The sequence below is a fragment of the Bacillus sp. RC240 genome (assembly GCF_044907945.1).
Lineage (GTDB): Bacteria > Bacillota > Bacilli > Bacillales > Bacillaceae_G > Bacillus_A > Bacillus_A mycoides.
Map to the genome: position 1 here is coordinate 55,829 of NZ_JBIYCT010000003.1, position 25,117 is coordinate 80,945.

The following is a 25,117-nucleotide window of genomic DNA, read 5'->3' on the forward strand; positions in this document are numbered from 1 at the left end:
TCTTCCTATACTTTCTCTCATAGCGCAGCTAATTGTTCGAAAAATTCCGGATACGATACAGCGATCGCATCACTATTCTCTATTTTCACTTCTCCATCTATAATACACGATGCGATTGCAAGCATCATCCCAATACGATGATCGCCGTGACTATTAACAGTATTTCCTTTTAAACTTTGTTTACCATATATAATCATACCATCTGGTGTAGCTTCAATCTTCGCACCTAATTTGCCTAATTCATCTACAACCGTATCGATACGATTTGTTTCTTTTACTTTTAACTCCTCAGCGTTTTTAATAACAGTAATTCCTTCTGCCTGCGTTGCCAATAAAGCAATTACAGGAATTTCATCAATTAATCTTGGAATAAGAGTTCCACCAATTTCTATTCCTTTTAGTTTAGATGTTTCAATCGTAATATCCCCGCACGGTTCAAACTCTTTATTTCTAATATGATCGATAGAAATAAGTGCACCCATCTTTGTTAATACATCTAAAATCCCTGTTCTCGTCGGATTTAAACCAACGTTTTCCAATACAAGCTTACTATTTTGGACAATTGCACCAGCTACTAAGAAAAATGCCGCCGAAGAAATATCTCCTGGAACTTCTATGTCTGCACCTTTAAGTTGTTGTCCACCTTGTAATGAAACGGTCCGTCCATTAACATCTACGGTACAACCGAATGCACGCAACATTCTTTCCGTATGATCACGAGATTGCATAGGCTCTGTTACCGTAGTAATCCCTTCTCCTTGCAAACCCGCAAGTAAAACTGCTGACTTCACTTGTGCGCTTGCTACTGGTGAATGGTAATGCATACCTTTTACTTTACCACCGCGAATAGATAAAGGTGTATATTGTCCGTTTTCTCTACCATCAATTTGAGCATTCATCTTACTAAGCGGGTCTGTAACACGTTTCATAGGACGTTTTCCAATTGATGCATCACCAATTATCGTACTATGGAACGGTGTATTTGCTAAAATCCCAAGCATAAGACGAATAGTCGTCCCTGAATTCCCCACATCTAATACTTCTTTCGGTTCTTGTAAATTATGTAATCCTTTACCGTAAATCGTGACATCGTTACCAAACTGTTCAATCTGGACACCTAGTTTTTGAAAACATGCAATTGTACTTAAACAATCTTCTCCTAATAAAAAATTTGATACTTTCGTCGTCCCTTCCGCTATCGCTCCAAACATAACAGAGCGATGCGAAATAGATTTATCTCCTGGAACAACAATTTTCCCATTCAAACTATTTTTTCGTCCTACTAGTTTCAAACTGTATCCTCCTCACATTTTAAATAAGTTATATGTACAATAGTTCTTCTTATACGTCTACTTCTATTGTAACGTTTTCTTTCTTGAACGTGCAAACAACTCCCCTTATTGCAAGTTCAAATGAAAAAGGCTCCTGTAACAGGAGCCTCCACCATTTCTTAAGAATACGTTTCTTCTTTCTTCACTTGTTCTTTTACAAGTTCCGTAAGTAATTCAATAATCTCATCATTTTCTTCTTTTAATCCAACAGTAATACGAATACCATCATGCATACCAAATGCTGCACCAGAACGAACGATATATCCTTTTTTCATTAATCGTTCGAAAGCTTCATTACCAGGTATACCAAGTTTCAAGAAAATGAAATTCGCTTGAGATGGATAGTAGAATACGTTATATTCCTTACAAAATCCATAATATTGATTTAATCCTCCGGCATTTTTCTTCACACACTCTTGTAAAAACTGTTGATCCTCTATTGCCGCTAATGCTACCGCTTGGGCGATAGTCGATGTGTTAAATGGTAGTCTTGCTACCTCTAGCTGCCCAATAAGCTTTGCATCACCAATCGCATATCCAATACGAAAAGCAGCTAATCCATATGCTTTTGAGAATGTGCGTAGCACCATAAGATTTTCGTACTTTTCAAGAAGAGGTAATGTTTGCGGATAATCTTCTGCCCCAGCATATTCATAATATGCTTCGTCCATAATAACGAGCGCTGACTTTGGAACTGATTCTAAAAATGAAAGTAATTTTTGTTTTTCTACATATGTACCTGTCGGATTATTCGGATTACAAATCCATACAATCTTCGTTTTCTCATCTACTTGTTGTAACATTGCATCTAAATCGTGAATGCCATCTTTAAGTGGTACTTCACGAACTTCTGCTCCTTCAATAACAGCATGGTGATGGTATTGCGAGAACGTAGGGTTCGCCATTACAACATTTGTTCCATTATGTAGCAAAGCACGACTAATCATTTGAATGACTTCATCTAGCCCACTACCAAATAAAAGTTGTTCCGCTTTTACACCTAAATGCTCTGCTACTTTCTCACGAAGCTCAAAAGCCGCCCCGTCCGGATAGAGTGCATATTGATTAGCTAACGAAGTTAATGCTTCTGTCACACGCGCAGAGCAGCCAAATGGGTTTTCATTCGACGCTAACTTCACAATTTTTGACAATCCATATTCTCTTTTTACTTCTTCAATATTTTTCCCAGGTACATATGCTCTCAAAGTTAACAATTGCTCTTTTACTCTCACTTTTCTTCCCCCAGTCATTGATATGATTTATAATGTCTTACTGTCACCTTTAATCATAACCGTCACCATTACGAGAATACCTTTAAATATGCATTTCATACCTGTTCTACGACTTTTTTACACCATATCCTTTTGAAATGCTTCTAACGCAATATGAACAGTCTCATCTGAAATAGATACGACATTCACTCCCCCATATTCCTGCATAAGCACCATATGAATTGTTCCAGCATTTGCTTTTTTATCTTGTTTCATCAACTGAACGAGACGTTCTACATTCAAGTCACTTGGCATTTTTGGATAACCGTATTTCAAGAACCACTGCTTCATTTCTTCATAAGAAAGATCAACTTTGTACACTTGCTCACTTAAAAACATAGCAAATAGCATGCCAACCGCTACTCCATCACCGTGAGTAATATTCCCATATCCTAACTCTTTTTCAAGAGCATGTCCTAACGTATGCCCAAAATTCAAATGGGCACGTACACCTTTTTCTGTTTCGTCTTGCGACACAATATTCGCTTTCACAGGAATCGCCTTCGTTAATATATGAATTAACTTTTCATCACGAAGATCCGTTAACGTTTGCACTTCTTCTTTTAACCAATGATATAGCTCTACATCACCAATAAGAGCATGCTTTATCACTTCTGCATAACCTGATCGCCACTCTTTTTCAGGAAGTGAATGTAAAAATGGCGTATGATATACAACAGCTTCTGGCTGATGAAATGCTCCAATCATATTTTTTCCTAGTGGATGGTTAATTGCTACTTTCCCGCCTACTGCGCTATCGTGAGCTAATAAAGTCGTTGGAACTTGGACAAAGCGAATACCACGCATAAACGACGCAGCAACAAATCCAGCCAAATCTCCAATCATTCCGCCTCCAAGTGCGATGATTAAAGAATTTCTATCTAATTTATTTTCAAGAGCCGAAGTGTGAGCCTCATAGAAATTTTCAAAAGACTTCTCTTTTTCGCCACTCGGTACAACAAACGAAAATACTTTTTGCTCTACTTGCAATGCATCAACAACTGTCTGTAAATGCAGTGATGCAACAGCTTCATCAGAAATGATCATTATGTTCGATACTGCAGGATTCATTTTTTGAATAAGCGTTGTTAAGTGTGACAACGCCTCCCTTCCAACATGTACATCATATTCTTTTGATTTCGTTTGAATATGTATGTTCTCCATTAAAATCCCCTCGCATATTCATTATGTTTCTCAATATTTTCACGTATAAGATCGATACGATCTAATCCAAATTGTTCAATTAAAGCTGTTGCGAGCTCCCAAGCCACAACAGCTTCAGCCACAACGCTAGCTGCTGGCACTGCACAACTATCTGAACGTTCAATACTCGCTGTAAAAGGTTCTTTCGTATCAATATCAACACTTTGAAGCGGTTTATATAATGTCGGTATCGGTTTCATAACACCGCGCACAACAACCGGCATACCAGTTGTCATGCCACCTTCTAATCCACCTGCATTGTTCGTTTTTCTTCTGTACCCTTGCACTTCATCCCAAAGGATTTCATCATGCACTTCACTTCCAGGTCTATGTGCTGCTTCAAAACCAATTCCAATTTCAACACCTTTAAAAGCGTTAATACTCATAATTGCCGCTGCTAATTTTGCATCTAATTTTCTATCATAATGTACATAGCTACCTACCCCAATTGGCATTCCTTCTACAACTACTTCAACAATACCACCGATAGAATCACCATTTGCCTTCGCATCATCAATTGCTTGCATCATCTTTTTACCGGCCTCTTCATCTAAACAACGTACAGGAGATGCTTCTGTAGTACTTTGTAATTCCACAATAGAGTTATATTTAATATTTGCTGCCTGTACACCACCAATCTCGATAACATGTCCCGCTACTTGTATACCTAATTCCGCCAATATTTTTTTTGCAACTGCACCAGCTGCAACACGAACTGTCGTTTCACGTGCTGAAGAACGCTCTAATACATTCCTCATATCTCTATGACCATATTTAATCGCACCATTTAAATCAGCGTGTCCAGGTCTAGGTTTCGTAACTTGTCTTTTCATTTCTTTCTCTTCCTGCTCAGTTAACGGCTCTGCACCCATAACCTTTGTCCAATGTGTAAAATCACGATTTTCAACAACAAGTGCAATCGGGGACCCCATCGTCTTCCCATGCCTAACACCACTTACAATTTGCACTTGGTCTTTCTCAATTTGCATGCGTCTACCGCGTCCATATCCTTTTTGTCTTCTAGCTAATTCTTCATTTATATCATTCGCTACTAAAGATAACCCTGCCGGAACACCTTCTAAAATTGTCGTAAGTTGCGGACCGTGGGATTCACCAGCTGTAATATATCGCATACGTTATTCCTCTTTTCGCATATGTATTTATCCCGCTACATAAAGCAGCTATATTATCTTCCATCACTCTTTAAAATACAAAGAAATTATATAGTAAATCGAATGTTTGCTTTCCCTACTTGTAATTGCTCGATTATTTTCATAATAGTAGACCTTTTACTTTACATACCAATATATCATAACAGTCCTAACTTCGTAACTGATCGAAATAAAAAAAGTGCAAGAAGAATACCCCTATTCTTCTCGCACTTTTTACTATTATCACAGTTATTAAAGCGTTTACAAATTATTTCAAAATAATTAGTAAATCCATTGATTCATTAATTTTGAGTAGTCTACTAATTCTTCTTCCTTAAAGAAAATAGCAATCTCGCGTTCTGCACTTTCTAAAGAATCCGAACCGTGGATAATGTTTTTCGCAACAGTTACACCGAAATCTCCACGAATTGTTCCAGGAGCAGCTTCATGTGGTCGTGTTTTACCCATCATATTGCGTGCTGTATCTACTACACCTTCACCTTGCCATACCATTGCGAATACAGGACCAGATGTAATAAAGTCTACTAATTCACCAAAGAAAGGTCTTTCTTTATGCTCACCGTAGTGTTGTTCAGCAATTTCCGGAGTAACTTGCATTAATTTTGCACCAACTAATTGAAAGCCCTTTTTCTCAAAACGAGCTACAATTTCCCCAATGAAGGCACGTTGTACACCGTCTGGTTTTACCATTAGAAATGTTTTTTCCATAAAAAATCTCTCCACTTCTGAATTATGTATGTAATTGTATATCCCCACACACATATTAACACCCTTATCACAATTGCGCAATAGTTTTGAAATAGAGAGATTATTTTATTTTTTAGACAAAACACTAAAATTTTCGTTTTCCAATATACTTTGCGACATTTTGCAACGCATACTTCGCCTGTCCACGAGGGAGTGGTTTTATTATTTCTAATGCTTTATGTAAATAACGTTCACTAAACGAAAATGCTTTATCAATAGCTTCGCTCGCTTTAATATCATCAATAATTTCTTTCATTTCACTTGCTGTTGTATTTTCATGTACAGATGTAATTTTTTGACGAAGAACTGGATCTTCCATGGCATACAAAACAGGTAATGTAATGTTACCTTGTAATAAATCACCACCAGCAGGCTTTCCAAGCTTCTCTTCTGTCGATACGAAATCTAAAATATCATCAATAATTTGATAAGACATACCAACAAAATATCCGTACCAAAATAGACGATTTACAGTATCACGATTAGCACCAGCAGCAATCGCTCCCAACTGACAACTTGCGGCGATTAACAATGCTGTTTTTCGTTTTATCCTTCTTAAATACGTTCTTAAATTTTGATCATAGTTATACTTATCTTTAATTTGTTCGATTTCACCTTTACAAACTTCTAAAATTGTATGAGACAACGCTTGATGTGCATCTGGAATTTCTATATTTGTTATACATTCAAGAGACTTCGCAAACAAGTAGTCTCCTGTATACATTGCAATACGATCTCCCCATTTCGCATTCACTGTTGCGCTACCGCGTCGTAAAAACGCAGCATCAATGACATCATCGTGAACAAGCGAAGCCATATGAATTAGTTCTAATGCAACCGCAACATGCTTAATTGCATCTAACTTATAATCCCCAAATTTCCCTGCAAGCAAAACAAAAACAGGGCGAATCCGCTTCCCACCTGCTTCAATAAGCTGTAATGCCGCTTCTTCTACTAACGGCTGCTCAGAAGCAACTGTCTTCTTCAATTCTTTTTCTATAACATTAATATCCGATCGTAAAAAAGAGTACATAAGTTGTAACTTCATATTGTTCACCTTAACCTAAAACGTCTTTTTTCTATTTTCTATTTTGATTCTGGTTTAATACCTAAATGCATAGCTGCTACACCAAAAGTAAATGGTTTCACTTGCACATTCTTAAGCCCAGCTTCTTCAAACATACGTGCTAACTCTTTCATCCCTGGGAATGTACTAGCAGATTCCTGAAGCCATGAATATTCTTTATAACTTTTCGCAAACATCTTTCCAAATAACGGCATGATATATTTAAAGTATAAGACATACCCTTGACGAAAACCTATCATCGTTGGTTGGGATGTTTCCAGGCAAATTACTTTTCCACCAGGCTTTACTACACGCGTCATTTCTTTTAATACTTGCATGTAATCCGGAACGTTACGTAACCCAAAACCAATCGTTACATAATCAAACGTATTATCTTCATAAGGAAGTTCCATTGCATTTCCATGCATAAGTTCTACTTGCTTTAATTCTAAAGCTTCTACCTTTTGTTTACCGACAGCTAGCATATTTTCGCTAAAGTCTAAACCGTAAACCTTCCCATCTTCACCTACAGCTCCCGCTAGTGCAATTGTCCAATCTGCCGTCCCGCAGCATACATCAAGTGCCTTACTCCCGGGTTTCACATCCATAATTCGCATCGTTTCTTTGCGCCATGCCTTATGCCTTTGAAAACTAATTACAGAATTCATCACATCGTATTTATCAGAAATTTTCTCAAATACGTCATGTACTCTTTCTTCTTTTGATTGTTGCATGCTCGTACCTTCTTCCAATGTAAAGTTGCTTATTTCCTTGATTTATCTCTTAACATAGAAATTATCTCATTAACTTCTGTATGATTCTCTAAAAAATTTTCTTCCTGCTTTCTCATTTCCATAAGCCATTCATTAATTACTGTTTCCAGATTTTTATCATCATCCAATGAGATTTTTTGGACTGCTTGAAAAACAGGTGAATTTTGTTTATCAGCATACAATTGACACTCTTTTTGAAGACGATTTTTTCCTAACACATAAGTTATATATGGTTTCCAATTAGATAACTGAAAATGATCACATGTTTTTTGCAAAAGCGCAGATTCAATTATTACTACACTTTCCATTATGTCTTGAATCGCCACATGTGCTTTTTGATATAGCATAATTTTATGTTCATTAATCTCCTTAATTCCTTCAGCAAGTGCACGAATTAAGATAATATCACAATTCATTGACAATAAGTAATAGTATAGACCACTATAATAATCCCCTGCAAGAACTGTCAATTGACGACGCTTATGGAATCCACTCGTCTCTTCGTTTGCTTTATTTGATACTTTTTCATGTGTATCAAGAGCAATTTGTACAAGCATAATCGTTACGACATAATGATCAATTTGTTCTTTATGTATATTTGCACTTTTTAATGCACCGTATAACAGCGCTATTTTTTCTTCATCAATAAATGGTTCTTCAATATAGTTTATAAAATAAGGATGGCGTAATTTCTCCATCAATTTCTCTTTAATACCCGCATACCCTCCGTAGATGTCACACACAAAAAATCACCCTTGTTTTCTAATTCATAAAATTTATTATAACACATACATTCTATTTTCTATAATCAAAACTTGGCTACTTCTGCCAAACTGCCACCGAATAAAGCCTCAACTTTTATTCATACAAGTTATCTTCGTCTCTAACAACTACAAACATTCATTTACACAAAAGGCAGAAGTAATTTTCAACCTTTATATTCTTGCTCTTTAACATTAAAACTATATCATTTTTTTGTATATAAAAAAAAGAAAAGCAGTTTCCCGCTCTTCTTTAATTCGTCTTAATAAACGATAAAATTTCACTACGTGCTGCTGCATCATTTTCTAACACGCCGCGCACCGCAGTCGTTACTGTTTTCGCACCAGGCTTTTTCACACCACGCATCGTCATACACATATGCTCTGCTTCTACTATTACCATTACACCATGCGGCTCTAGTACTTCCATAATAGAGTTAGCTACTGTTGATGTAATTCGTTCCTGTAGTTGTGGACGACGCGCAATCGTGTCTACAGTACGAGCTAATTTACTTAGTCCTGTTACTTTTCCACCTTGCGGAATATATGCAACGTGAGCAACTCCATAAAACGGAACAAGATGATGCTCACACATCGAATAGAATGGTATATCTTTTACTAGCACAAGCTCTTCGTGGTCTTCTCCGAATACTTTGTGTAAATGCTCTTTCGGATCCTCATGCATTCCTGAGAATACTTCTGCGTACATTTTCGCAACACGTTTCGGTGTATCAAGTACTCCCTCGCGATTTGGGTCATCTCCGATTGCCTCTAAAATAAGACGTACTGCATGTTCAATTTGTTCTAAATTAACTTTTGCCATCCGCTAGCCCTCCCGAAAAACCTAAAAGTGATACGAACACATTCTAGCATATTTATGTTTTTAAAAGCAAAAAGAAGAGTTTCCAAAAAGGAAACTCTTCTTCCCTGTTAATATGTAAGGATTATTTAACCGCATCTTTTAACGCTTTACCAGGTTTGAATGCAGGTACTTTACTTGCAGCGATTTCAATCTCCTCACCTGTTTGTGGGTTACGACCTTTACGAGCCGCACGCTCACGAACTTCGAAGTTACCGAATCCGATTAGTTGTACTTTATCACCTTGTTTTAAAGCTTCTAAGATAGAATCAAAAACAGCGTCCACTGCTTTTGTTGCGTCCTTTTTAGAAAGGGAACTTGCTTCTGCAACAGCATTGATTAAATCTGTCTTGTTCATGCCATTCACCTCCTCCCAAAGATAAGACTGTATAATGATCATAAAATGAGTCTTACTTTCATTTGTAGGCAATTTTTACAAATTCTATACTACAAAGATGTAGATAAATCATTATCAACGCCTATATTATACGATTCTCCTTTATAATTCAATATTTTTAAGGAAATTGTTACTCTAAAAATGTGAAATTCTGATGAAACTTGACAATTTACAACAAAATATTAGATAATGACTGTTTATTTTTCTATTACGTACTCAAAAAGAAAAAAATCCCTCTGCAATTAGAGGGATTTTTTTCTTATAATATAATCGCAATTAATCCGCCAGATCCTTCATTAATAATTCTTTCTAGCGTTTCTTTTAATTTATAACGAGCGTTTTCTGGCATTAGAGATAACTTCGCTTGAATTCCTTCTCTAACAATAGAGCTAAGAGAGCGCCCAAATATATCAGAATTCCAAATTGATAGCGGGTCATCTTCAAAATCTTGCATCAAGTAACGAACTAGTTCTTCACTTTGTTTTTCAGTACCGATAATTGGTTCAAATGTTGATTCTACATCCACTTTAATCATATGAATAGACGGCGCAACCGCTTTTAATTTAACACCGAACCTTGAGCCGTGACGAATAATTTCCGGTTCATCTAAGCTCATATCAGCTAATGCAGGCGCTGCTACTCCATATCCGGTTTGTTTTACCATCCGCAAGGCATCCGCCACTTGGTCATATTCTGTTTTCGCATGAGATAAATCGAGCATAAGCTTTAATAAATGATCTTTCCCTCGAATCTCTACTCCTACTACTTCTTTTAAAATTTGATCATACAATTCATCTGGCGCATATAAATCAATCTCTGCCACACCTTGCCCCATATCGATGCCAGCTAGACTCGCTCGATCAATAAATTCATATTGACTAAACTGCCAAACGACACGGTCCACATCACGAAGACGTTTTATATCCTTTACAGTCTCTTGAACCGCTTCCTGATAACTTTGGCGTAACCAATGCCCTTCATTTAGTACCATTACCCAGCTCGGAAGGTTTACATTCACTTCTAAAACCGGGAACTCGAATAATGCTTCTCGCAGTACGTTATACACATCTGTTTCTCTTAAACTCTCTACACTCATCGCAATTACTGGGATATCATATTCTTCTGATAAACTTTGACGTAACTGCTCCGTATCTGGATGGTATGGCTGTACAGTATTGATAATCATAATGAAAGGCTTTCCTACTTCTTTTAACTCATTTACAACGCGTTCTTCTGCCTCTATATAATCTCTTCTTGGAATTTCACCAATTGTTCCATCTGTTGTAATAACGACACCAATTGTTGAATGCTCTTGAATTACTTTACGTGTTCCGATTTCTGCAGCTTCATGGAATGGAATAGGCTCTTCATACCAAGGAGTATTAATCATGCGCGGACCATTCTCATCTTCATAGCCTTTTGCTCCTGGAACCGTATATCCAACACAATCTACTAATCGAATATTCACTTCAAGACCTTCATCTACTTCGATAGAAACCGCTTGGTTTGGAACAAACTTCGGTTCCGTCGTCATTATTGTACGACCAGCAGCACTTTGAGGCAGTTCATCCTGCGCTCTTTGACGGTCTGACTCATTTTCAATATTGGGAATAACAACAAGTTCCATAAATTTTTTAATAAATGTTGATTTCCCTGTTCGAACAGCTCCTACAACTCCAAAATAAATATCACCGCCTGTGCGTTCCGCAATATCTTTAAAAATATCTACCTTTTCCAAGTGATTCCCTCCCTCAATATTTTTGGGAATAATTCCACGTTTATAGTCAACTAATACCTTCTCTAATGTTGCCTATAATATCTGATATAATATAATGGTATTCTAGAAGTTCGGACAATATATCATATAATTTTGTCCAATTTCATATGACTATTTAAAAATACCTTTTGTTTGCATCGCAAGTTGTATAACATAAAAAACCTTTCTTCTAGAACTTATTCACTAAAAGAAAGGTTCATGACTTATGATTTTAAAAAAATTGGTTCTCCATTTTTTACTGTGTACGGCAAAGAATATGCAGGAACAAACGGGGAATCCTTCGATAGTATACTCCGGATATCTTCACCTTCTTTAAATTGTCCTTCATTTTTTTTCAACGCTTCATATAAGTCGATTCTATAATCAACAAACAATTCTCCTTTTTCATTAATTACAAGAGGGAGACCTTTTCCTGAGTACGGACTTGTCACTTGTGGTACATCTTTATATCCTAGTTTTTTGAAGTCTAATTCATAAACACCATCTGTAATCACTTTTTTAAAAGGTGGATATTGATGTTCATCACGATACATCCTTAGCTTCAATGCCACTTCTTGAATTTGTTCCGCCATTCTCACATCAATTAACTTTACTGTCGGATTTTTTTCAACATCTATTAATACATATTGATATACCCCGCCACTTTCATACGCATTCCCTGGCGCCTCTTGTATGTACCTTGGAGCAATTTTTTGAAAATCAATTGGATACTTCTGATAAATCGGCGTACTCATATCACGCGTCTTAATTGGTAATAAACCATCCGTTTGCTCCTTATATGTATTAATGGCTTTTTGTACAACTTGCAACTGGTCTTCATAAGGAATAGCACTTTGTTTCATATTTTCTCTTGGATACATACACCCTGTTAAAATGCTCATGCAACAAAATATTAAAATAATATGGATTTTTTTCACTGACAATCACCTTTTCATGCTAGTATGGACTGTTGCTTTTGTAACATTTACCGACTACACATCCTTTATTGCTCAATAGGGCCACTAAATACAACAAGGAAAATAACAATTCCCGATACAATCATGAGGGTGTACGCTACTAAAGCTGTAATCCCTTTCAAAAATTTATTCTTCATTTTATGCCTACTCAATAAAATAAAACTTACTGCAAGAAACATAAATCCAATTGCCCCTAAAGCAAACCACATTTTCATAAGTCCTTCCGACATATATACACCCCTTTACTTTCAATCTATTTTTATACTATTTTAACAAATTAAAATCTTTAAACAAATAAAAATCATCATTTTTCCGTGAATTGATGATTTTTATTTAAAATAATAAAACCGAAGCACGAAATGATGCGCTTCGGTTGACCAAATATGCCCTTAACAGCTCTATTCCCATTCTTTCATAACTATCATATGCATTCTCTAAACTCTTTGTTTCTCATAATTTATTTTTTAAACATTTTACTTAACGAACCAAAATCCGCCGGCATATTATTGTTAATAATCGCTTTTACAATTTGATCCTCTTGCTCTTTCGGCACTTCGCGTCCTGCCATTAGAGCAACTTGATGAATCAATTGGCGAAGCACTGTCTCATCACGTAAGTTCGCATTTTGAACAGACGACGCTAATTTAAAAATATCTTCTTTGTTCACTTTCGCTTCTTTTTCAATGTTATTAAAAATGTTGTTATCCATTCTTTTCACCCTCTCCTCAAGTTACTCTTCATCCTATGCAGAGATGAAAAATTGGTGAAAAGACCCATAAAAAATAAAAAACGGTAGAAGTACGAAATGTACTTCTACCGCTTTCTTTATAACAAATCAGGTATCGCTTCAACTTCATGTTTTCGAACACGTCCCATCAATGAGCCTACTGCATCTTTCACATTATTCCCATTGAACAGCACGTCATATAAAGCAGCTGTAATCGGCATTTCAACTTCCATTTTCTCTGCCAATTCATGAGCAGCTTTCGTTGTTCTTACACCTTCTACAACCATACCCATACTTTCTAGCACTTCTTCTAAAGAGTGCCCTTTTCCAAGCATATTTCCAGCGCGCCAATTTCGGCTATGCACACTTGTACAAGTTACAATTAAGTCTCCCATACCAGTTAGACCAGCAAACGTTAACGGATTTCCGCCCATTTTTCTTCCTAAACGAGCAATCTCTGTTAAACCACGTGTCATTAATGCCGCTTTCGCATTATCACCTAATCCAAGCCCGTCAGATATCCCCGCAGCTAGTGCAATAATATTTTTTAAAGCACCACCAAGTTCAACTCCAACGATATCTGGGTTTGTATATACACGGAAATAGCTATTCATAAACAAATCTTGTACTCCCTCAGCCGCTTCCATACGCTTTGCTGCAGACGTAACAGTTGTCGCTTGACGCAATCCAACTTCTTCAGCGTGACTCGGCCCAGATAGTACAACAACATCCTTAATCAAGCTCTCTGGAATTTCTTCCTCAATCACTTCCGAAATACGTTTTGACGTACCTGGTTCGATTCCTTTACTTGCATGAATCCAAGTAATTGGCTCTGTAACAATTTCTTTCATCTCTTGCAATACGTCTCTGTACGCTTTCGTCGGTACTACTAGCAGTACTGTATTTACATCTACTAATGCTTCTTCTAAAGAAGAGTAGGCTACGATTGTGCTTGGCAATGTAATCCCTGGAAGATATCTACTGTTCTCACGCTTCGTATTAATTTCATTCATGAGTTCAGGACGGTTTCCCCAAATACGTACATCATGCCCATTGTCAGCTAATACCATCGCTAACGCTGTTCCCCAGCTACCTGCTCCTATTACTGTGATTTTTGTCATAAAATCACATCCTCTCCATTAGTCTCTTGCTCTAGCGATAATGTGAATCGGCGTTCCTACAAAACCGAACGCTTCACGTAAACGGTTCTTTAAGAAGCGCTCATATGAAAAGTGCATTAATTCTGTATCGTTTACAAATATAACAAATGTTGGTGGTTTTACCGCAACCTGTGTCGCATAGAAGATTTTCAGACGGCTACCATTATGTGTCGGCGTTGGATTCATCGCTACCGCATCCATAATTACATCATTTAATACATTCGTTTGTACACGGATGCTATGGCTTTCATTTACCTCATTGATAACCGGTAATAACGTTTGTGTACGCTTTTTCGTTTTCGCAGATAAGAATACAATCGGTGCATACTCTAAAAATTGGAAATGAGCACGGATGTTTTCTTCAAATGCTTTCATTGTTTTTTCATCTTTTTTCACTGCATCCCATTTGTTTACGACGATAATAACAGCACGTCCTGAATCATGAGCATATCCAGCGATTTTTTTATCCTGTTCAATAATTCCTTCTTCTCCGTCTAAAACGACTAAAACAACGTCAGAACGTTCAATCGCTCTAAGTGCACGAAGTACACTATATTTTTCTGTACTTTCGTATACTTTCCCTTTTTTACGCATACCAGCTGTATCGATGATTACATAATCTTGATCATCTTTACTATATGGTGTATCGACAGCATCACGTGTCGTTCCCGCTATATTACTTACAATTACACGTTCTTGACCAAGAAGTGCATTTACAAGTGATGATTTCCCTACGTTTGGACGTCCAATTAAAGAGAAACGGATTGTTTCATCGTCATACGCTTCTTCTTCAATCTTTGGAAAATGATTTGCAGCTTCATCTAACAAATCACCAAGTCCTAAACCGTGTGTACCTGAAATCGGGAATGGCTCGCCAAATCCTAATGCATAAAAATCATAAATATCACTACGCATGTCTGGATTATCAACCTTATTTACCGCAAGTACAATTGGTTTTTTAGAACGGTATAAAATTTTAGCAACTTCTTCATCTGCTGCAGTTACACCATCGCGACCATTCGTCATAAAAATGATAACATCCGCTTCATCAATCGCTACTTCCGCCTGTTGACGAATTTGTGTCAAGAACGGCTCGTCTCCAATATCAATTCCACCTGTATCAATAATGTTAAACTCATGATTTAACCATTCTCCCGCACTATAAATACGGTCTCGCGTTATACCTGGTATATCTTCTACGATTGAAACTCTTTCTCCAACAATTCTATTGAAAATAGTAGATTTCCCTACGTTCGGGCGGCCTACTATTGCTATTACTGGTTTCGGCATATACTTTCATCCTTTCAACTTGCTTCTGTTTATTATGTAAAAAACCCTTCTTTGTGCAAGAAGGGATTTGCATTCCAGAATATTTCTCAACGTATCAAAACACCTCACATTATACCACACGTTACTAATGTTTCACAATAATATATACATTATCTTGTAAGCGATGTGCAATACCATCTAAAATAGCCTCTAAATTATTTGCAACAAATTCCAGTTCCTCTGTCGACTCGCAAATAAATAAAGGAGCACCACCTGCAAATTTCTCTGGCGTTGTTGTAATGACTGCGAGAATAACACTTTCTAACATCATCTCTTATCTCCCCTTCCTTTCGGAGCTTCTGATGACATATGAACAGCACTCTCTAATGTTGGTACATTTCCGATTACCCCTATCGCTTTTTCTGCATCTTGATCTTGCGGCAGAACAAAAACCCCAACTCTCCCATCCTCTAAATCACGCTTCGCTAACGGTACAAGTGCCGGCGTTCCAGAATCTCTATATATTCCTAAAGCAACCGAAACATCATGTAAAATAGCTTGCCGTTGTCCTAAGTTTGAGATTGTAACCATCGCATCTATCGATTTTGGTTTTAAAATAAATCCCATTCCATATTTCATAATTTCTTCTTGCCTTGCTGGCAATCCAATATTCATAATGTAAATATTATCAATATAAAGTCCCGCTCCTTCAAAACGAAGTGGAACATGCTCTATTTCTACAAGGTCATGAAGTCTTTTACCTGACATTAATTTTTTCGCAATGAAAAAACTTACTATACCAGTAATTACCCCGGCAATCCATGAATCGAATCCTATATACGCAAACGTTGTTATAAACGACGTTAACATCGCCAAGTAGTTACGACTTTCAAATACTAATGCAATTCCTTCAATGTATGTATTACCACGTGGTACGAGCTCATATCCATCTAATTGTTGAAGTGTATTTCTTTCCATATTGCGCACATCACGAAATTGCGTCGCTGCTAACGTAAGAAATGTAATTGCAGAGAAATCTTTTTTCAAAACAGACGGAATCGCAATTGCTCCTAAGGCAGCCGCAATTAATCCCATCGCGATATGAATAATTTTCCCGTGAAGCCTCGTCGGATATTGCCTCGTATCGGTACGAAGCATTAACAACCTAGTTATTGTACCTGCAATTACGCCACATAAAATAGCTGGTGTATATTCAGTCATGTATTACCCTCGCCTTTCTTTTACGTGTTTTCCTCTTAAATTGTTCCATATATACCGATGCCTTTGTAATCCAAAGTAAAATCGCCATAAATAAAGTGGAAACAGCAGCAACATCTAAAAAAGCTAAACTGCCGTATTCATAAGGAAAATGTAATTTACGAAAAATCAGCGTCACCAATAATTCTCCTTGTAACATCCCTATATATAAGGAGCATAATCGTAATATGCGATCCCCGTGCAATAAAACCGATGCATACACAAGTGCACCACTTAACAGCAACAACCTATCAACCACAATCCAAATTGGATCATATACTTCTAACAAATGAAAGCTTGTATATAACATTGCGATAATAAGTGCCGAAAGTAAGGTATACAATTTTTTCCAAATAGAATATAACGCGATACCTACAAAAGAAATAATACAAAGCAAAAGGGCATTTACCGATATCGTGAAAGAAGCAATCGTCACATTTAACGGAGAACAAATAATAAAAATTAATATACAAGCACTTATCTTCCAACGAATAGATTCCTTTTTCATAAAAAAGGTCACGACAATCCACCCTATCCAAGCAACAAAATAAAAAGTACTCCCATCCATCATTTCACCTCCTATGATTTCCATTATGGGAACTTTTTATGAAAGTTAATCCTCCTTTTCTTTGTGCATAGTTTTTCTCATAACAGCAAAACTTTTAATAAGGAGGTGTAACTCACAATGGGTAAAGATCGCCAAGAACGAAAGCTAAGAGAATCACGCCGCGTTGAATCTGATCGCGACCAATCACTTCAATATCCCGGTGCAACAAGTCTTGATACACCGGAGCAAGCTCGAAAGCAAAATCAGCATTAAATAAAGTGAAACCTCAGTGGGGGGGATCCATCCCCACTGATTATTAGCCCACACCAATCAAGCTGCCCTCAAATAGGCAATACAAAAAGACGGTTTCGATATTGTACGAAACCGTCTTTTTACACAATTATTTTATTTATTTCTACTCGTAATATAATTCTTTTGTTTTCGCATTATAAACCCTATCACTCAACGAGGCATCAATCGTAACTACACCTGTTGTTTTTTTAGAATATGTAATAACATAATACGTATGTAGAGAAGGATTTTTACTCTTTACCTCTACACGTACATAATCCGTCTCTCCTATCTCATTTAACTTTCGCTCAACCTCTTTTTTCGCACCTACAATATCTTCTTTTTCTCCTTTAATTTCCCTACTCACAATGGTATTTCCTTGATCAGAAAGTAATACTACTTCAGCATTACTTAAACTCACTTCATTTGGTATATTAAAATAATAAATTGCATACGAATCTTCCGATGGATTTTTGTCTTCTCCTAATTCCCTTGGCAAAATTAGTGCTTCTATTCCCCTTCCTTCATTCACCGTTGGATTCCTATACAATTTATTCCCGACTGCGATTGCAATATTCGCCATTTTAATTGCTAATTGTGCTGTTGTTGAACTAGAATCTCCTTCTCTTACATTTGAAGTTAATGAAATTTCAACCTTTTTATTATATCCAGAAACCGCTGTATCTTCTCTTATATTTCGTGCATGGATGTTAACATCTTCACTATTATATGTAATGCGTCCTATTGTATTTTTACTATTTGAAGATACATTATCTCCTTTTTTATTAACATCCTCATCCCCTAAATTATCGTAAATTTTTCCTTGTTTCTTTTGACTCTTAAATAGCAATCTCTTATCTTGTTTTATCGCTAACCAGCTATATAGAGAGGAATACTTTCTTACTTTTACCATGTTTTTCTCCACCAACATGGCAAAAGTAAGATTCCTCCAATAATTCAGCAGCACATTTTCTACATTTCTTCATTTTTATAACCCTTTTTTCAATTTTAGCTTTTCTGCACGATATTTGTATATACTTTTATTATAATATAAATTCTCTCTTTTTTCCATTTATAGAATTATATAGAATGATAATTTCTCGCCCTCCCTCTTCATTTTACGAAAATAAAACGCAAAAAAATCAACCGGATGGTTGATTTTTTATCGCCTACTATAATGTGCAGTGTCAATCCCTCGCTGAGCTAACCAATGGTACGTTTCACCTTTTACAACAAGAGGTACAGATTGTAACTCTTCTATCGTCTTCACGCCAAGAGCTGTCATAATAAATTTTAAATCTGTATGTAAAAGATCAATTTCATCCACTAAATTCTCAACACCATCTTGCATTAAAATACGTAAAAAGTATCCAGCAAACGCAGTTGTATTCGCCCCTAATGCGATTGCCTTCGCCACGTCAAGTGCTGTTTGTATACCCCCAGATGCAATAAAAGAGAGGTTATTATTTGTAGAGGTTGCTTCAATAATCGAGGTAGCTGTTTGTATGCCCCAGTTATTAAAATAAGAAAGCATTCGCTGTCTTCTTTCATTTTCAACAGCAGCAAAATTCGTACCACCTTGTCCGCCAATATCAATTGCTGTTATACCTATATTCGCTAACTGTTGTACTGTTTCCTTACTCATTCCAAAACCGACTTCTTTTACGATGACAGGTACTTTACTTTTTAAAACTATTTTCTCAATCCGCTGAAGTACACCAGTAAAATCACGGTCTCCTTCTGGCATCGTTAACTCCTGTATGACATTTAAATGAATTTGCAGTGCATTCGCTTCGATCATATCAACGGCACGCTCTGCCTGTTCGACAGTTGCCTCACTTCCTAAGTTTGCGAAAAAAATCCCATTCGGATTTACTTTCCTAACAACTTTATACGAAGCCGCTTCACTTTCATCTTTTAAAGCTGCCATTTGCGAACCTACAGCCATAGCAAGGTTATGATGTTTCGCTACATATGCTAATTGCTCATTAATATGTAATGTTTGCTCTCCTCCACCACCAGTCATCGCATTGACAAAAATCGGCGAACTTAGTGAAAGTTCGCCGATTTTTGTTTCACATGTTATAGTGTCATAACTTGAATTTGGCAAGCTTTGATGCACAAAATCAATATCATGAAAGCCATGCGTACGAGACTGACCAGTAGAAAGAGCATATTCAATATGATCTAATTTACGTTTTGCCCTTACCACTTGTACCCCTCTTTATTTCTTTAATTTTTTCAGTTGTTCACCAATAATATCACTTAACTGGAAAGTAGCAGAATCAGCATTTGGCTCATATTGGCTATAATCTTCTGTTACATTATTTTCTTCAAGCGTTTCTTTTATGCTTAAAGAAATACGTTTTTCTGCTACATGGACTTCAAGTACTTTCACTTTTACTTCTTGTCCCATTTCCAATACTTCATTTGGATTTTTCACGTGACGATTTGCAATTTGAGATACATGCACAAGCCCTTCAACACCAGGTAAAATTTCAACAAATGCGCCGAATGTAACAAGGCGTTTTACTACTCCCTCACGAATATCTCCAGCCTTTATTTCGCCAGCAACATTTTCCCAAGGTCCCGGCTGAGCTGCTTTAATTGATAAAGAAATACGTTGCGTATCAGCATCAACAGATAACACTTTTACCTTTACCTTTTGACCTTGCTCTAATACCTCAGAAGGTTGCTCTACACGTTCGTGTGAAATTTGTGAAATGTGAACTAAACCGTCCACACCACCAACGTTAACGAAAGCACCAAAATCCGTTAATCGTTGTACTGTTCCTTCAACAATATCCCCTTCTTTTAACGAAGAGATTGCTTCTTTTTTCTTAGAATCTAGTTCTAGTTCTACTACCGCTTTATGTGAAAGAATAACACGATTTTTTTCACGGTCTAATTCAACAATTTTCACCGCTAATGTTTTTCCTTTATAGTCAGCAAAGTCTTCTACATAATGTACCTCTACAAGTGAAGCTGGGATAAAACCACGAACACCAAGGTCCACAACTAACCCACCATTCACGATATCTTTTACCGTAACATCAAATACATGACCAGAATCAAATTTTTCTTGTAATTCTACCCACGCTTTTTCTGCGTCAACAGCTCTCTTAGATAAAACAAGATCATCATCTTCTAATTTAATAATTTTCAATTCAAGTGTTTGATCTAATTCTACAACATCGCTTGCTTTTTCAATATGAACGTTAGCTAATTCACTAATCGGAATTACGCCATCTGTTTTGTATCCAACATTTACAAGAACTTGTTTCTCTTCAACTTTCGTTACAGAACCTGTAACAACGTCACCAACTTGTAATTCTTTTGAATTCATAACTTCTTCATTCATTTTCTCTACCATGGAAATACCTCCCTACAGAATTGACAAAGCATTTTTATGTATATACGAAATGAAAACAAATGTTTTCATTTGCATGTTTAAGAATTTATCATCACATATTCTGTTTCAATACAGTTCACAAGAAACTATATTAAATCTATATAAATAGTATACAGCAAAATCATCTTGAAGAAAGTATGATTTGAAATATAATAGCGAATATATTCTGACAGTTTTTTTCCTCTGTAACTAACTTCTTACAAATTAGCCCATTTGTCAAGAAAAGAGACTTATAATTAACTTATCCTTTACATTTCAAAAAAAAAAAAAAAAAAAGAAAGAGGATAGTCCTCTTTCTTTATTTCGCAAATACTCCTGAAACAATACCCATAATTTTTTGGACAACTTCTTCAATTGATAAAGAAGTTGTATCTAATTCCAATGCATCATCAGCTTTTTTCAAAGGAGAAACTTCGCGTTCTGAATCTAATTTATCACGCCTAGCAATTTCTTCTTTTAACTGCTCTAAATTAGAATCGAAACCTTTATTCATATTTTCTAAATGTCTTCTTTCCGCTCTTTCTTCTACAGAAGCAAGCATAAAGATTTTCACTTCAGCATCTGGTAGTACATGTGTACCAATATCACGGCCATCCATTACTACGCCGCCTTTTTTAGCTAATCCTTGTTGACGACGTACCATTTCTTCACGAACAAGACGATGCTTTGCTACAATAGATACGCGATTCGTCACATCTGGCGTACGAATCACCTCAGAAACATCTTGTCCATTTAAAAATACAAGTTGTGTATTTTCCCCTTGCTGAAATTCAATATTTACATTTTTTACGACTTCCATTAACTTTTCTTCATTTTCAATATCCACTTTTTGTTCAAGGGCTGCATATGTAATAGTACGGTACATTGCGCCTGTATCAATGTAAACATATGAAAGTTTTTTTGCAACAACTTTTGCAACTGTACTTTTCCCAGCAGCCGCTGGACCATCTATAGCAATCGAAATTCGTTTATCCATTGTAACACCTCATTTTTCACTTATAAAACAAAACGAAAAGCAGGTATTCTCCCCCTGCTTCTTCTCATTTGCCTCACGTCATTAAATCCTCAATAATTGTAGCATAATCCATCATAGAAGAAAATGAAAACTACTTATTCACCTGTAAGATTTCCGCCTTATTTTTCGTGACGACACCTTCGTAATAAACAATTTTCGATAAATATTTCACTGAAGATTTATGTATAAAAAGCAGTTGGACGACAGAAAGAAAAATAAATTGAATCAGTAATATACGAATTATAATTTTCTCCACTTTTTTCAAAAAAACTCACTCCTTCCCTCTCTACACTTACACATCTACTCTCATAAATTTCCATAAACAAAACCTAACCTAATAACCACTTACCGGAGCACACTTAAAGTAATTTATTTTATTGTCATTTTCTAAGCATACTTTTATACATTTTCATTGTCGAATTTACTCAAAACATGTTATGTTCTAAATGTATTTTTCAACTTGAAAGGGGTATAAGCATTGAAAAGAATCCTAGTTTTACACACAGGTGGAACAATTGCAATGGAGGAAGATAAAGAAACTGGGGTCGTACAACCAGGTAAAAAGAATCCTCTTTTAAAATTTATTCCTGATTTAGAAGGCGATGTTGATTTAATTGTCGAAGATGTGTTCCATCTTCCATCTCCTCACATGACTCCTAGCGAAATGCTACAATTGCAAGTCATCATTGACGAAAGAGTAAAACAAGACGATATTCACGGCGTAGTCATCACGCATGGTACCGATACATTAGAAGAGACAGCTTATTTTCTTGATTTAACAGTTCAAGCAACTATCCCAATCGTTGTGACAGGGGCAATGCGTTCTAGTAATGAATTAGGTGCCGATGGTCTATATAATTTCTTATCAGCTGTAAAAGTTGCTAGTAGTAATGAAGCTGCTGAAAAAGGCGTTCTAGTCGTATTAAATGACGAAATACATTGTGCTACAAATGTAACAAAAACGCACACAAGTAATGTCGCGACCTTCCAAAGTCCACAGTACGGACCAATTGGCATGGTAACAAAACGTGGTGTTGTTTTCCATCATGCTTTAGTGCATCACGAAACATGCACAGTACGACAGATTTCTAAAAACGTTGTCGTTCTAAAAGCATACGCAGGTATGGATGATACATTATTATCAGCAATCGAAACACTACCAGTAGACGGAATTGTTATTGAAGCACTTGGACAAGGTAATTTACCTCCAAGAACACTTCCTAGTCTAGGGCGATTAATAGAAAAAGGCATTCCAATTGTATTAGTTTCACGCTGCTTTAACGGTATCGTTCAAGACGTATACTCTTATGAAGGTGGCGGAAAACAATTAAAAGATATGGGCATTGTTTTCACCTACGGTTTAAACGCTCAAAAGGCGCGAATTAAATTACTAGTCGCACTAGAAAACACAAACTCTCACGAAACAATCCAACATATGTTTATGCACGATTAAAAAGAAGCTGTCGAAGATTTCGACAGCTTCTTTTTATTCTTCTCTTGATGCAATGGTTTGCGCAATCGCATCTCCATGGAATCTACCGTTCTCGATAAATATTTCATTTGCGTTATTCCCCGCAGCAATTACACCTGCAATAAAAATATTTTCAGCGTTTGTTTCCATACTACCCTCTATATAAATCGGGCGCCCTGTTTCTTCATCAATCCGAACTCCCATTTTTGTTAAGAAGCTGTGGTCTGGATGGTAACCCGTCATAGCAAATACAAAATCGTTTTGAATTGTATTTGCCTCACCATCTACTGTATACGTCAACGTATGCTCAGTAATTTCTTTTACATGCGCATGGAAATGCATTTGAATTATCCCATTTCGTACTAACGCCTCAAATTCCGGCAAAATCCACGGCTTAATACTTGGCGAGTATTCCCCACCACGGTATAGAACTGTTACACGTGCACCCGATTTAACAAGCTCTAACGCTGCATCTATACTTGAATTTTTACCACCTATTACAACGACATCTCGATCAAAATAAGGGTGTCCTTCTTTGAAATAATGAGCTACTTTCTCAAGTTTCTCACCAGGTACATTCATATAATTCGGATTATCATAATATCCAGTTGCGACAACAATATATTTCGCAACATATATTTCTTTGTTTCCGTCACGCTTCGTCGTTTCAACTTTAAAAACATCACCATCTTTTTGAACTTGTTCCACTCGTTCAAATGCATTTACACGTATAGATTTACGCTTTACTACTTCACGATAATACGCAAGCGCCTGATTACGAAATGGCTTACGATTTTCTGTAATAAAAGCAACTTCACCAATTTCTAATTTTTCACTAGAGGAGAAAAATGTTTGATGAGTTGGATAATTATAAATTGCATTTACAATGTTTCCTTTTTCGATTACTAACGGATTTAACCCCACTTTTTGCAACGAAATCGCCGCTGCTAATCCGCATGGACCGCCTCCGATAATAATAACTGTTTCTTTTTGCATACTTAGTTCACTCCTAGTCTTCTACCTCTGCTCTATTTATATAAACAAGAAAAAACCTACTTACAGCAGTAGGCATCTATCTTTATTGTATTCATTTTTCATATATTTGTCATCTAAACGAAACATACATCCGATAGACATCTGCTAAAAACTGCTGAAATTTAATTCCTTGTTGCCCTAATACATTCTCAGGATCGATTTTCCGAGTAGGATCCAACGTTTTGTGTGACACAATAGCCTTTTTAGGATTTAAACCGAAATTTTGACATAAATAAGCGTGATACCACGTAAAACGAGTATACGCCTCCCAAAAGTTTACGTCGCCACCATAGCAAAGTTCAACCCCAATTGCAGCCTTATTCGCATCATAACCGAATAACTCATTATCCGTTGGCACATTGTATCGAACATGGTACGCAACTTCATTTATAGGGACAATTTCTAATATTGTTTTATCATCAATAAATGTATGCGCTGAAGCTTTCGGTTGTATTTCATTAAAGTAATCCCGATTTCCTATCGCATTGCTACCAGGGTTCCCCGTGTCATGACTTACAATAAATCTTACTTTTGAAAGAGGAATTCCTGGTCGTGAATTTCCATACCCAATATAGTTACGCTCTATAGGGAACATCGCCATTACTACCAACTCCCGCTCT

At 36.5% G+C, this 25,117-nt stretch carries 28 protein-coding genes; 2 read left to right on the forward strand and 26 right to left on the reverse strand.

The annotated features are described in order from the left end of the window. Positions 1 to 17: 17 nt before the first annotated feature. The 19 genes from aroA to ABH955_RS11950 form a co-directional block, all read right to left on the reverse strand. Complete coding sequence (gene aroA / locus ABH955_RS11860; RefSeq protein ID WP_404447436.1) at positions 18 to 1,292, reverse strand: 3-phosphoshikimate 1-carboxyvinyltransferase; 1,275 nt, start codon at positions 1,290 to 1,292, stop codon at positions 18 to 20. A 158-nt stretch (positions 1,293 to 1,450) separates the two neighbouring features. After that, positions 1,451 to 2,563: a histidinol-phosphate transaminase gene (hisC, locus tag ABH955_RS11865; RefSeq protein ID WP_404447439.1), complete on the reverse strand. Its 1,113-nt coding sequence runs from the start codon at positions 2,561 to 2,563 to the stop codon at positions 1,451 to 1,453. Between the two features lie 117 nt (positions 2,564 to 2,680). Then, positions 2,681 to 3,766, reverse strand: a complete 1,086-nt coding sequence (gene aroB, locus ABH955_RS11870; RefSeq protein ID WP_002011826.1) for a 3-dehydroquinate synthase — start codon at positions 3,764 to 3,766, stop codon at positions 2,681 to 2,683. Next, on the reverse strand, positions 3,766 to 4,938 hold the full coding sequence (gene aroC, locus ABH955_RS11875; protein WP_002030766.1) for a chorismate synthase: 1,173 nt from the start codon (positions 4,936 to 4,938) through the stop codon (positions 3,766 to 3,768). Before aroC ends, aroB begins: the two co-directional genes overlap by 1 nt. A gap of 300 nt (positions 4,939 to 5,238) precedes the next feature. Further along, positions 5,239 to 5,685, reverse strand: a complete 447-nt coding sequence (gene ndk / locus ABH955_RS11880) for a nucleoside-diphosphate kinase (RefSeq protein ID WP_000415879.1) — start codon at positions 5,683 to 5,685, stop codon at positions 5,239 to 5,241. A gap of 124 nt (positions 5,686 to 5,809) precedes the next feature. Further along, a complete protein-coding gene (gene hepT / locus ABH955_RS11885; protein ID WP_002011823.1) occupies positions 5,810 to 6,772 on the reverse strand; it encodes a heptaprenyl diphosphate synthase component II in 963 nt (320 codons plus the stop codon). Positions 6,773 to 6,810: 38 nt separating this feature from the next. Beyond that, positions 6,811 to 7,524 carry a 2-heptaprenyl-1,4-naphthoquinone methyltransferase gene (gene menG, locus ABH955_RS11890; RefSeq protein ID WP_002086620.1) on the reverse strand — a complete coding sequence of 238 codons (714 nt, stop codon included), beginning with the start codon at positions 7,522 to 7,524 and terminating at the stop codon, positions 6,811 to 6,813. A gap of 29 nt (positions 7,525 to 7,553) precedes the next feature. Further along, on the reverse strand, positions 7,554 to 8,306 hold the full coding sequence (locus ABH955_RS11895) for a heptaprenyl diphosphate synthase component 1 (RefSeq protein ID WP_215587527.1): 753 nt from the start codon (positions 8,304 to 8,306) through the stop codon (positions 7,554 to 7,556). 271 nt (positions 8,307 to 8,577) lie between these two features. Then, on the reverse strand, positions 8,578 to 9,147 hold the full coding sequence (gene folE / locus ABH955_RS11900; RefSeq protein ID WP_113937052.1) for a GTP cyclohydrolase I FolE: 570 nt from the start codon (positions 9,145 to 9,147) through the stop codon (positions 8,578 to 8,580). A gap of 121 nt (positions 9,148 to 9,268) precedes the next feature. Continuing rightward, positions 9,269 to 9,541, reverse strand: coding sequence for an HU family DNA-binding protein (locus ABH955_RS11905; RefSeq protein ID WP_001043860.1), 273 nt, complete (start codon positions 9,539 to 9,541; stop codon positions 9,269 to 9,271). Between the two features lie 298 nt (positions 9,542 to 9,839). Beyond that, entirely contained in the window at positions 9,840 to 11,318 is a 1,479-nt protein-coding gene (spoIVA, locus tag ABH955_RS11910) for a stage IV sporulation protein A (RefSeq protein WP_000416521.1), read from the reverse strand. A gap of 242 nt (positions 11,319 to 11,560) precedes the next feature. Next, positions 11,561 to 12,274 carry a hypothetical protein gene (locus ABH955_RS11915; RefSeq protein ID WP_002126422.1) on the reverse strand — a complete coding sequence of 238 codons (714 nt, stop codon included), beginning with the start codon at positions 12,272 to 12,274 and terminating at the stop codon, positions 11,561 to 11,563. 65 nt (positions 12,275 to 12,339) lie between these two features. Next, the gene (locus tag ABH955_RS11920) at positions 12,340 to 12,543 is read right to left on the reverse strand and encodes a DUF2768 domain-containing protein (RefSeq protein ID WP_002011815.1); all 204 of its coding nucleotides are present in this window, start codon (positions 12,541 to 12,543) and stop codon (positions 12,340 to 12,342) included. Positions 12,544 to 12,770: 227 nt separating this feature from the next. Then, positions 12,771 to 13,022: a stage VI sporulation protein F gene (locus ABH955_RS11925; protein ID WP_000369753.1), complete on the reverse strand. Its 252-nt coding sequence runs from the start codon at positions 13,020 to 13,022 to the stop codon at positions 12,771 to 12,773. 116 nt (positions 13,023 to 13,138) lie between these two features. Further along, positions 13,139 to 14,161: an NAD(P)H-dependent glycerol-3-phosphate dehydrogenase gene (locus ABH955_RS11930; protein WP_002011813.1), complete on the reverse strand. Its 1,023-nt coding sequence runs from the start codon at positions 14,159 to 14,161 to the stop codon at positions 13,139 to 13,141. An 18-nt stretch (positions 14,162 to 14,179) separates the two neighbouring features. Next, on the reverse strand, positions 14,180 to 15,490 hold the full coding sequence (der, locus tag ABH955_RS11935; RefSeq protein ID WP_002011811.1) for a ribosome biogenesis GTPase Der: 1,311 nt from the start codon (positions 15,488 to 15,490) through the stop codon (positions 14,180 to 14,182). Positions 15,491 to 15,614: 124 nt separating this feature from the next. Next, positions 15,615 to 15,800, reverse strand: coding sequence for a capping complex subunit for YIEGIA (locus ABH955_RS11940; protein WP_002086624.1), 186 nt, complete (start codon positions 15,798 to 15,800; stop codon positions 15,615 to 15,617). Next, on the reverse strand, positions 15,797 to 16,690 hold the full coding sequence (locus ABH955_RS11945; protein ID WP_404447454.1) for a YIEGIA family protein: 894 nt from the start codon (positions 16,688 to 16,690) through the stop codon (positions 15,797 to 15,799). Before ABH955_RS11945 ends, ABH955_RS11940 begins: the two co-directional genes overlap by 4 nt. Further along, positions 16,683 to 17,294, reverse strand: coding sequence for a YphA family membrane protein (locus tag ABH955_RS11950; RefSeq protein WP_002086626.1), 612 nt, complete (start codon positions 17,292 to 17,294; stop codon positions 16,683 to 16,685). The genes ABH955_RS11945 and ABH955_RS11950 overlap by 8 nt, the downstream gene beginning before the upstream one ends. A gap of 117 nt (positions 17,295 to 17,411) precedes the next feature. Here ABH955_RS11950 and ABH955_RS11955 point away from each other — a divergent pair, with 117 nt between their 5' ends. Then, positions 17,412 to 17,546 (forward strand): YpzI family protein, encoded by a 135-nt coding sequence (locus ABH955_RS11955; protein WP_000513901.1) that lies wholly within the window; start codon positions 17,412 to 17,414, stop codon positions 17,544 to 17,546. A 142-nt stretch (positions 17,547 to 17,688) separates the two neighbouring features. Here ABH955_RS11955 and ABH955_RS11960 read toward each other — a convergent pair whose 3' ends face one another. From ABH955_RS11960 to ABH955_RS11980, 5 genes are all read right to left on the reverse strand, one after another. After that, a complete protein-coding gene (locus ABH955_RS11960) occupies positions 17,689 to 18,477 on the reverse strand; it encodes a hypothetical protein (RefSeq protein WP_404447458.1) in 789 nt (262 codons plus the stop codon). Between the two features lie 249 nt (positions 18,478 to 18,726). Next, a complete protein-coding gene (gene fni, locus ABH955_RS11965; protein ID WP_404447461.1) occupies positions 18,727 to 19,776 on the reverse strand; it encodes a type 2 isopentenyl-diphosphate Delta-isomerase in 1,050 nt (349 codons plus the stop codon). Positions 19,777 to 19,788: 12 nt separating this feature from the next. Continuing rightward, positions 19,789 to 20,937: a 30S ribosomal protein S1 gene (gene rpsA / locus ABH955_RS11970; RefSeq protein ID WP_404447464.1), complete on the reverse strand. Its 1,149-nt coding sequence runs from the start codon at positions 20,935 to 20,937 to the stop codon at positions 19,789 to 19,791. Positions 20,938 to 21,274: 337 nt separating this feature from the next. Continuing rightward, complete coding sequence (gene cmk / locus ABH955_RS11975; RefSeq protein ID WP_002086629.1) at positions 21,275 to 21,952, reverse strand: (d)CMP kinase; 678 nt, start codon at positions 21,950 to 21,952, stop codon at positions 21,275 to 21,277. 130 nt (positions 21,953 to 22,082) lie between these two features. Further along, positions 22,083 to 22,256 (reverse strand): DUF5359 family protein, encoded by a 174-nt coding sequence (locus tag ABH955_RS11980; RefSeq protein WP_002135263.1) that lies wholly within the window; start codon positions 22,254 to 22,256, stop codon positions 22,083 to 22,085. A 213-nt stretch (positions 22,257 to 22,469) separates the two neighbouring features. Here ABH955_RS11980 and ansA point away from each other — a divergent pair, with 213 nt between their 5' ends. Next, positions 22,470 to 23,444, forward strand: coding sequence for an asparaginase (gene ansA / locus ABH955_RS11985; protein ID WP_002030754.1), 975 nt, complete (start codon positions 22,470 to 22,472; stop codon positions 23,442 to 23,444). A 33-nt stretch (positions 23,445 to 23,477) separates the two neighbouring features. On the opposite strand, the gene ABH955_RS11990 is transcribed toward ansA, so the two are convergent. Together ABH955_RS11990 and ABH955_RS11995 are read right to left on the reverse strand one after the other, a co-directional pair. Continuing rightward, positions 23,478 to 24,458 (reverse strand): YpdA family putative bacillithiol disulfide reductase, encoded by a 981-nt coding sequence (locus ABH955_RS11990; protein WP_002126406.1) that lies wholly within the window; start codon positions 24,456 to 24,458, stop codon positions 23,478 to 23,480. A gap of 109 nt (positions 24,459 to 24,567) precedes the next feature. Beyond that, positions 24,568 to 25,098, reverse strand: coding sequence for a peptidoglycan recognition protein family protein (locus ABH955_RS11995; protein WP_002011791.1), 531 nt, complete (start codon positions 25,096 to 25,098; stop codon positions 24,568 to 24,570). Between the last annotated feature and the right edge of the window lie 19 nt (positions 25,099 to 25,117).

What these genes read in the sequence shown, in the direction of transcription:
- aroB (WP_002011826.1), bottom strand. Translation starts at nt 3,766, where the DNA reads ATGGAGAACATACATATTCAAACGAAATCAAAAGAATATGATGTACAT.
- aroC (WP_002030766.1), bottom strand. Translation starts at nt 4,938, where the DNA reads ATGCGATATATTACAGCTGGTGAATCCCACGGTCCGCAACTTACGACA.
- ndk (WP_000415879.1), bottom strand. Translation starts at nt 5,685, where the DNA reads ATGGAAAAAACATTTCTAATGGTAAAACCAGACGGTGTACAACGTGCC.
- hepT (WP_002011823.1), bottom strand. Translation starts at nt 6,772, where the DNA reads ATGAAGTTACAACTTATGTACTCTTTTTTACGATCGGATATTAATGTT.
- menG (WP_002086620.1), bottom strand. Translation starts at nt 7,524, where the DNA reads ATGCAACAATCAAAAGAAGAAAGAGTACATGACGTATTTGAGAAAATT.
- folE (WP_113937052.1), bottom strand. Translation starts at nt 9,147, where the DNA reads ATGGCAAAAGTTAATTTAGAACAAATTGAACATGCAGTACGTCTTATT.
- ABH955_RS11905 (WP_001043860.1), bottom strand. Translation starts at nt 9,541, where the DNA reads ATGAACAAGACAGATTTAATCAATGCTGTTGCAGAAGCAAGTTCCCTT.
- ABH955_RS11920 (WP_002011815.1), bottom strand. Translation starts at nt 12,543, where the DNA reads ATGTCGGAAGGACTTATGAAAATGTGGTTTGCTTTAGGGGCAATTGGA.
- ABH955_RS11925 (WP_000369753.1), bottom strand. Translation starts at nt 13,022, where the DNA reads ATGGATAACAACATTTTTAATAACATTGAAAAAGAAGCGAAAGTGAAC.
- ABH955_RS11930 (WP_002011813.1), bottom strand. Translation starts at nt 14,161, where the DNA reads ATGACAAAAATCACAGTAATAGGAGCAGGTAGCTGGGGAACAGCGTTA.
- der (WP_002011811.1), bottom strand. Translation starts at nt 15,490, where the DNA reads ATGCCGAAACCAGTAATAGCAATAGTAGGCCGCCCGAACGTAGGGAAA.
- ABH955_RS11940 (WP_002086624.1), bottom strand. Translation starts at nt 15,800, where the DNA reads ATGATGTTAGAAAGTGTTATTCTCGCAGTCATTACAACAACGCCAGAG.
- ABH955_RS11945 (WP_404447454.1), bottom strand. Translation starts at nt 16,690, where the DNA reads ATGACTGAATATACACCAGCTATTTTATGTGGCGTAATTGCAGGTACA.
- ABH955_RS11950 (WP_002086626.1), bottom strand. Translation starts at nt 17,294, where the DNA reads ATGGATGGGAGTACTTTTTATTTTGTTGCTTGGATAGGGTGGATTGTC.
- ABH955_RS11955 (WP_000513901.1), top strand. Translation starts at nt 17,412, where the DNA reads ATGGGTAAAGATCGCCAAGAACGAAAGCTAAGAGAATCACGCCGCGTT.
- ABH955_RS11960 (WP_404447458.1), bottom strand. Translation starts at nt 18,477, where the DNA reads ATGGTAAAAGTAAGAAAGTATTCCTCTCTATATAGCTGGTTAGCGATA.
- rpsA (WP_404447464.1), bottom strand. Translation starts at nt 20,937, where the DNA reads ATGGTAGAGAAAATGAATGAAGAAGTTATGAATTCAAAAGAATTACAA.
- cmk (WP_002086629.1), bottom strand. Translation starts at nt 21,952, where the DNA reads ATGGATAAACGAATTTCGATTGCTATAGATGGTCCAGCGGCTGCTGGG.
- ABH955_RS11990 (WP_002126406.1), bottom strand. Translation starts at nt 24,458, where the DNA reads ATGCAAAAAGAAACAGTTATTATTATCGGAGGCGGTCCATGCGGATTA.
- ABH955_RS11995 (WP_002011791.1), bottom strand. Translation starts at nt 25,098, where the DNA reads ATGGCGATGTTCCCTATAGAGCGTAACTATATTGGGTATGGAAATTCA.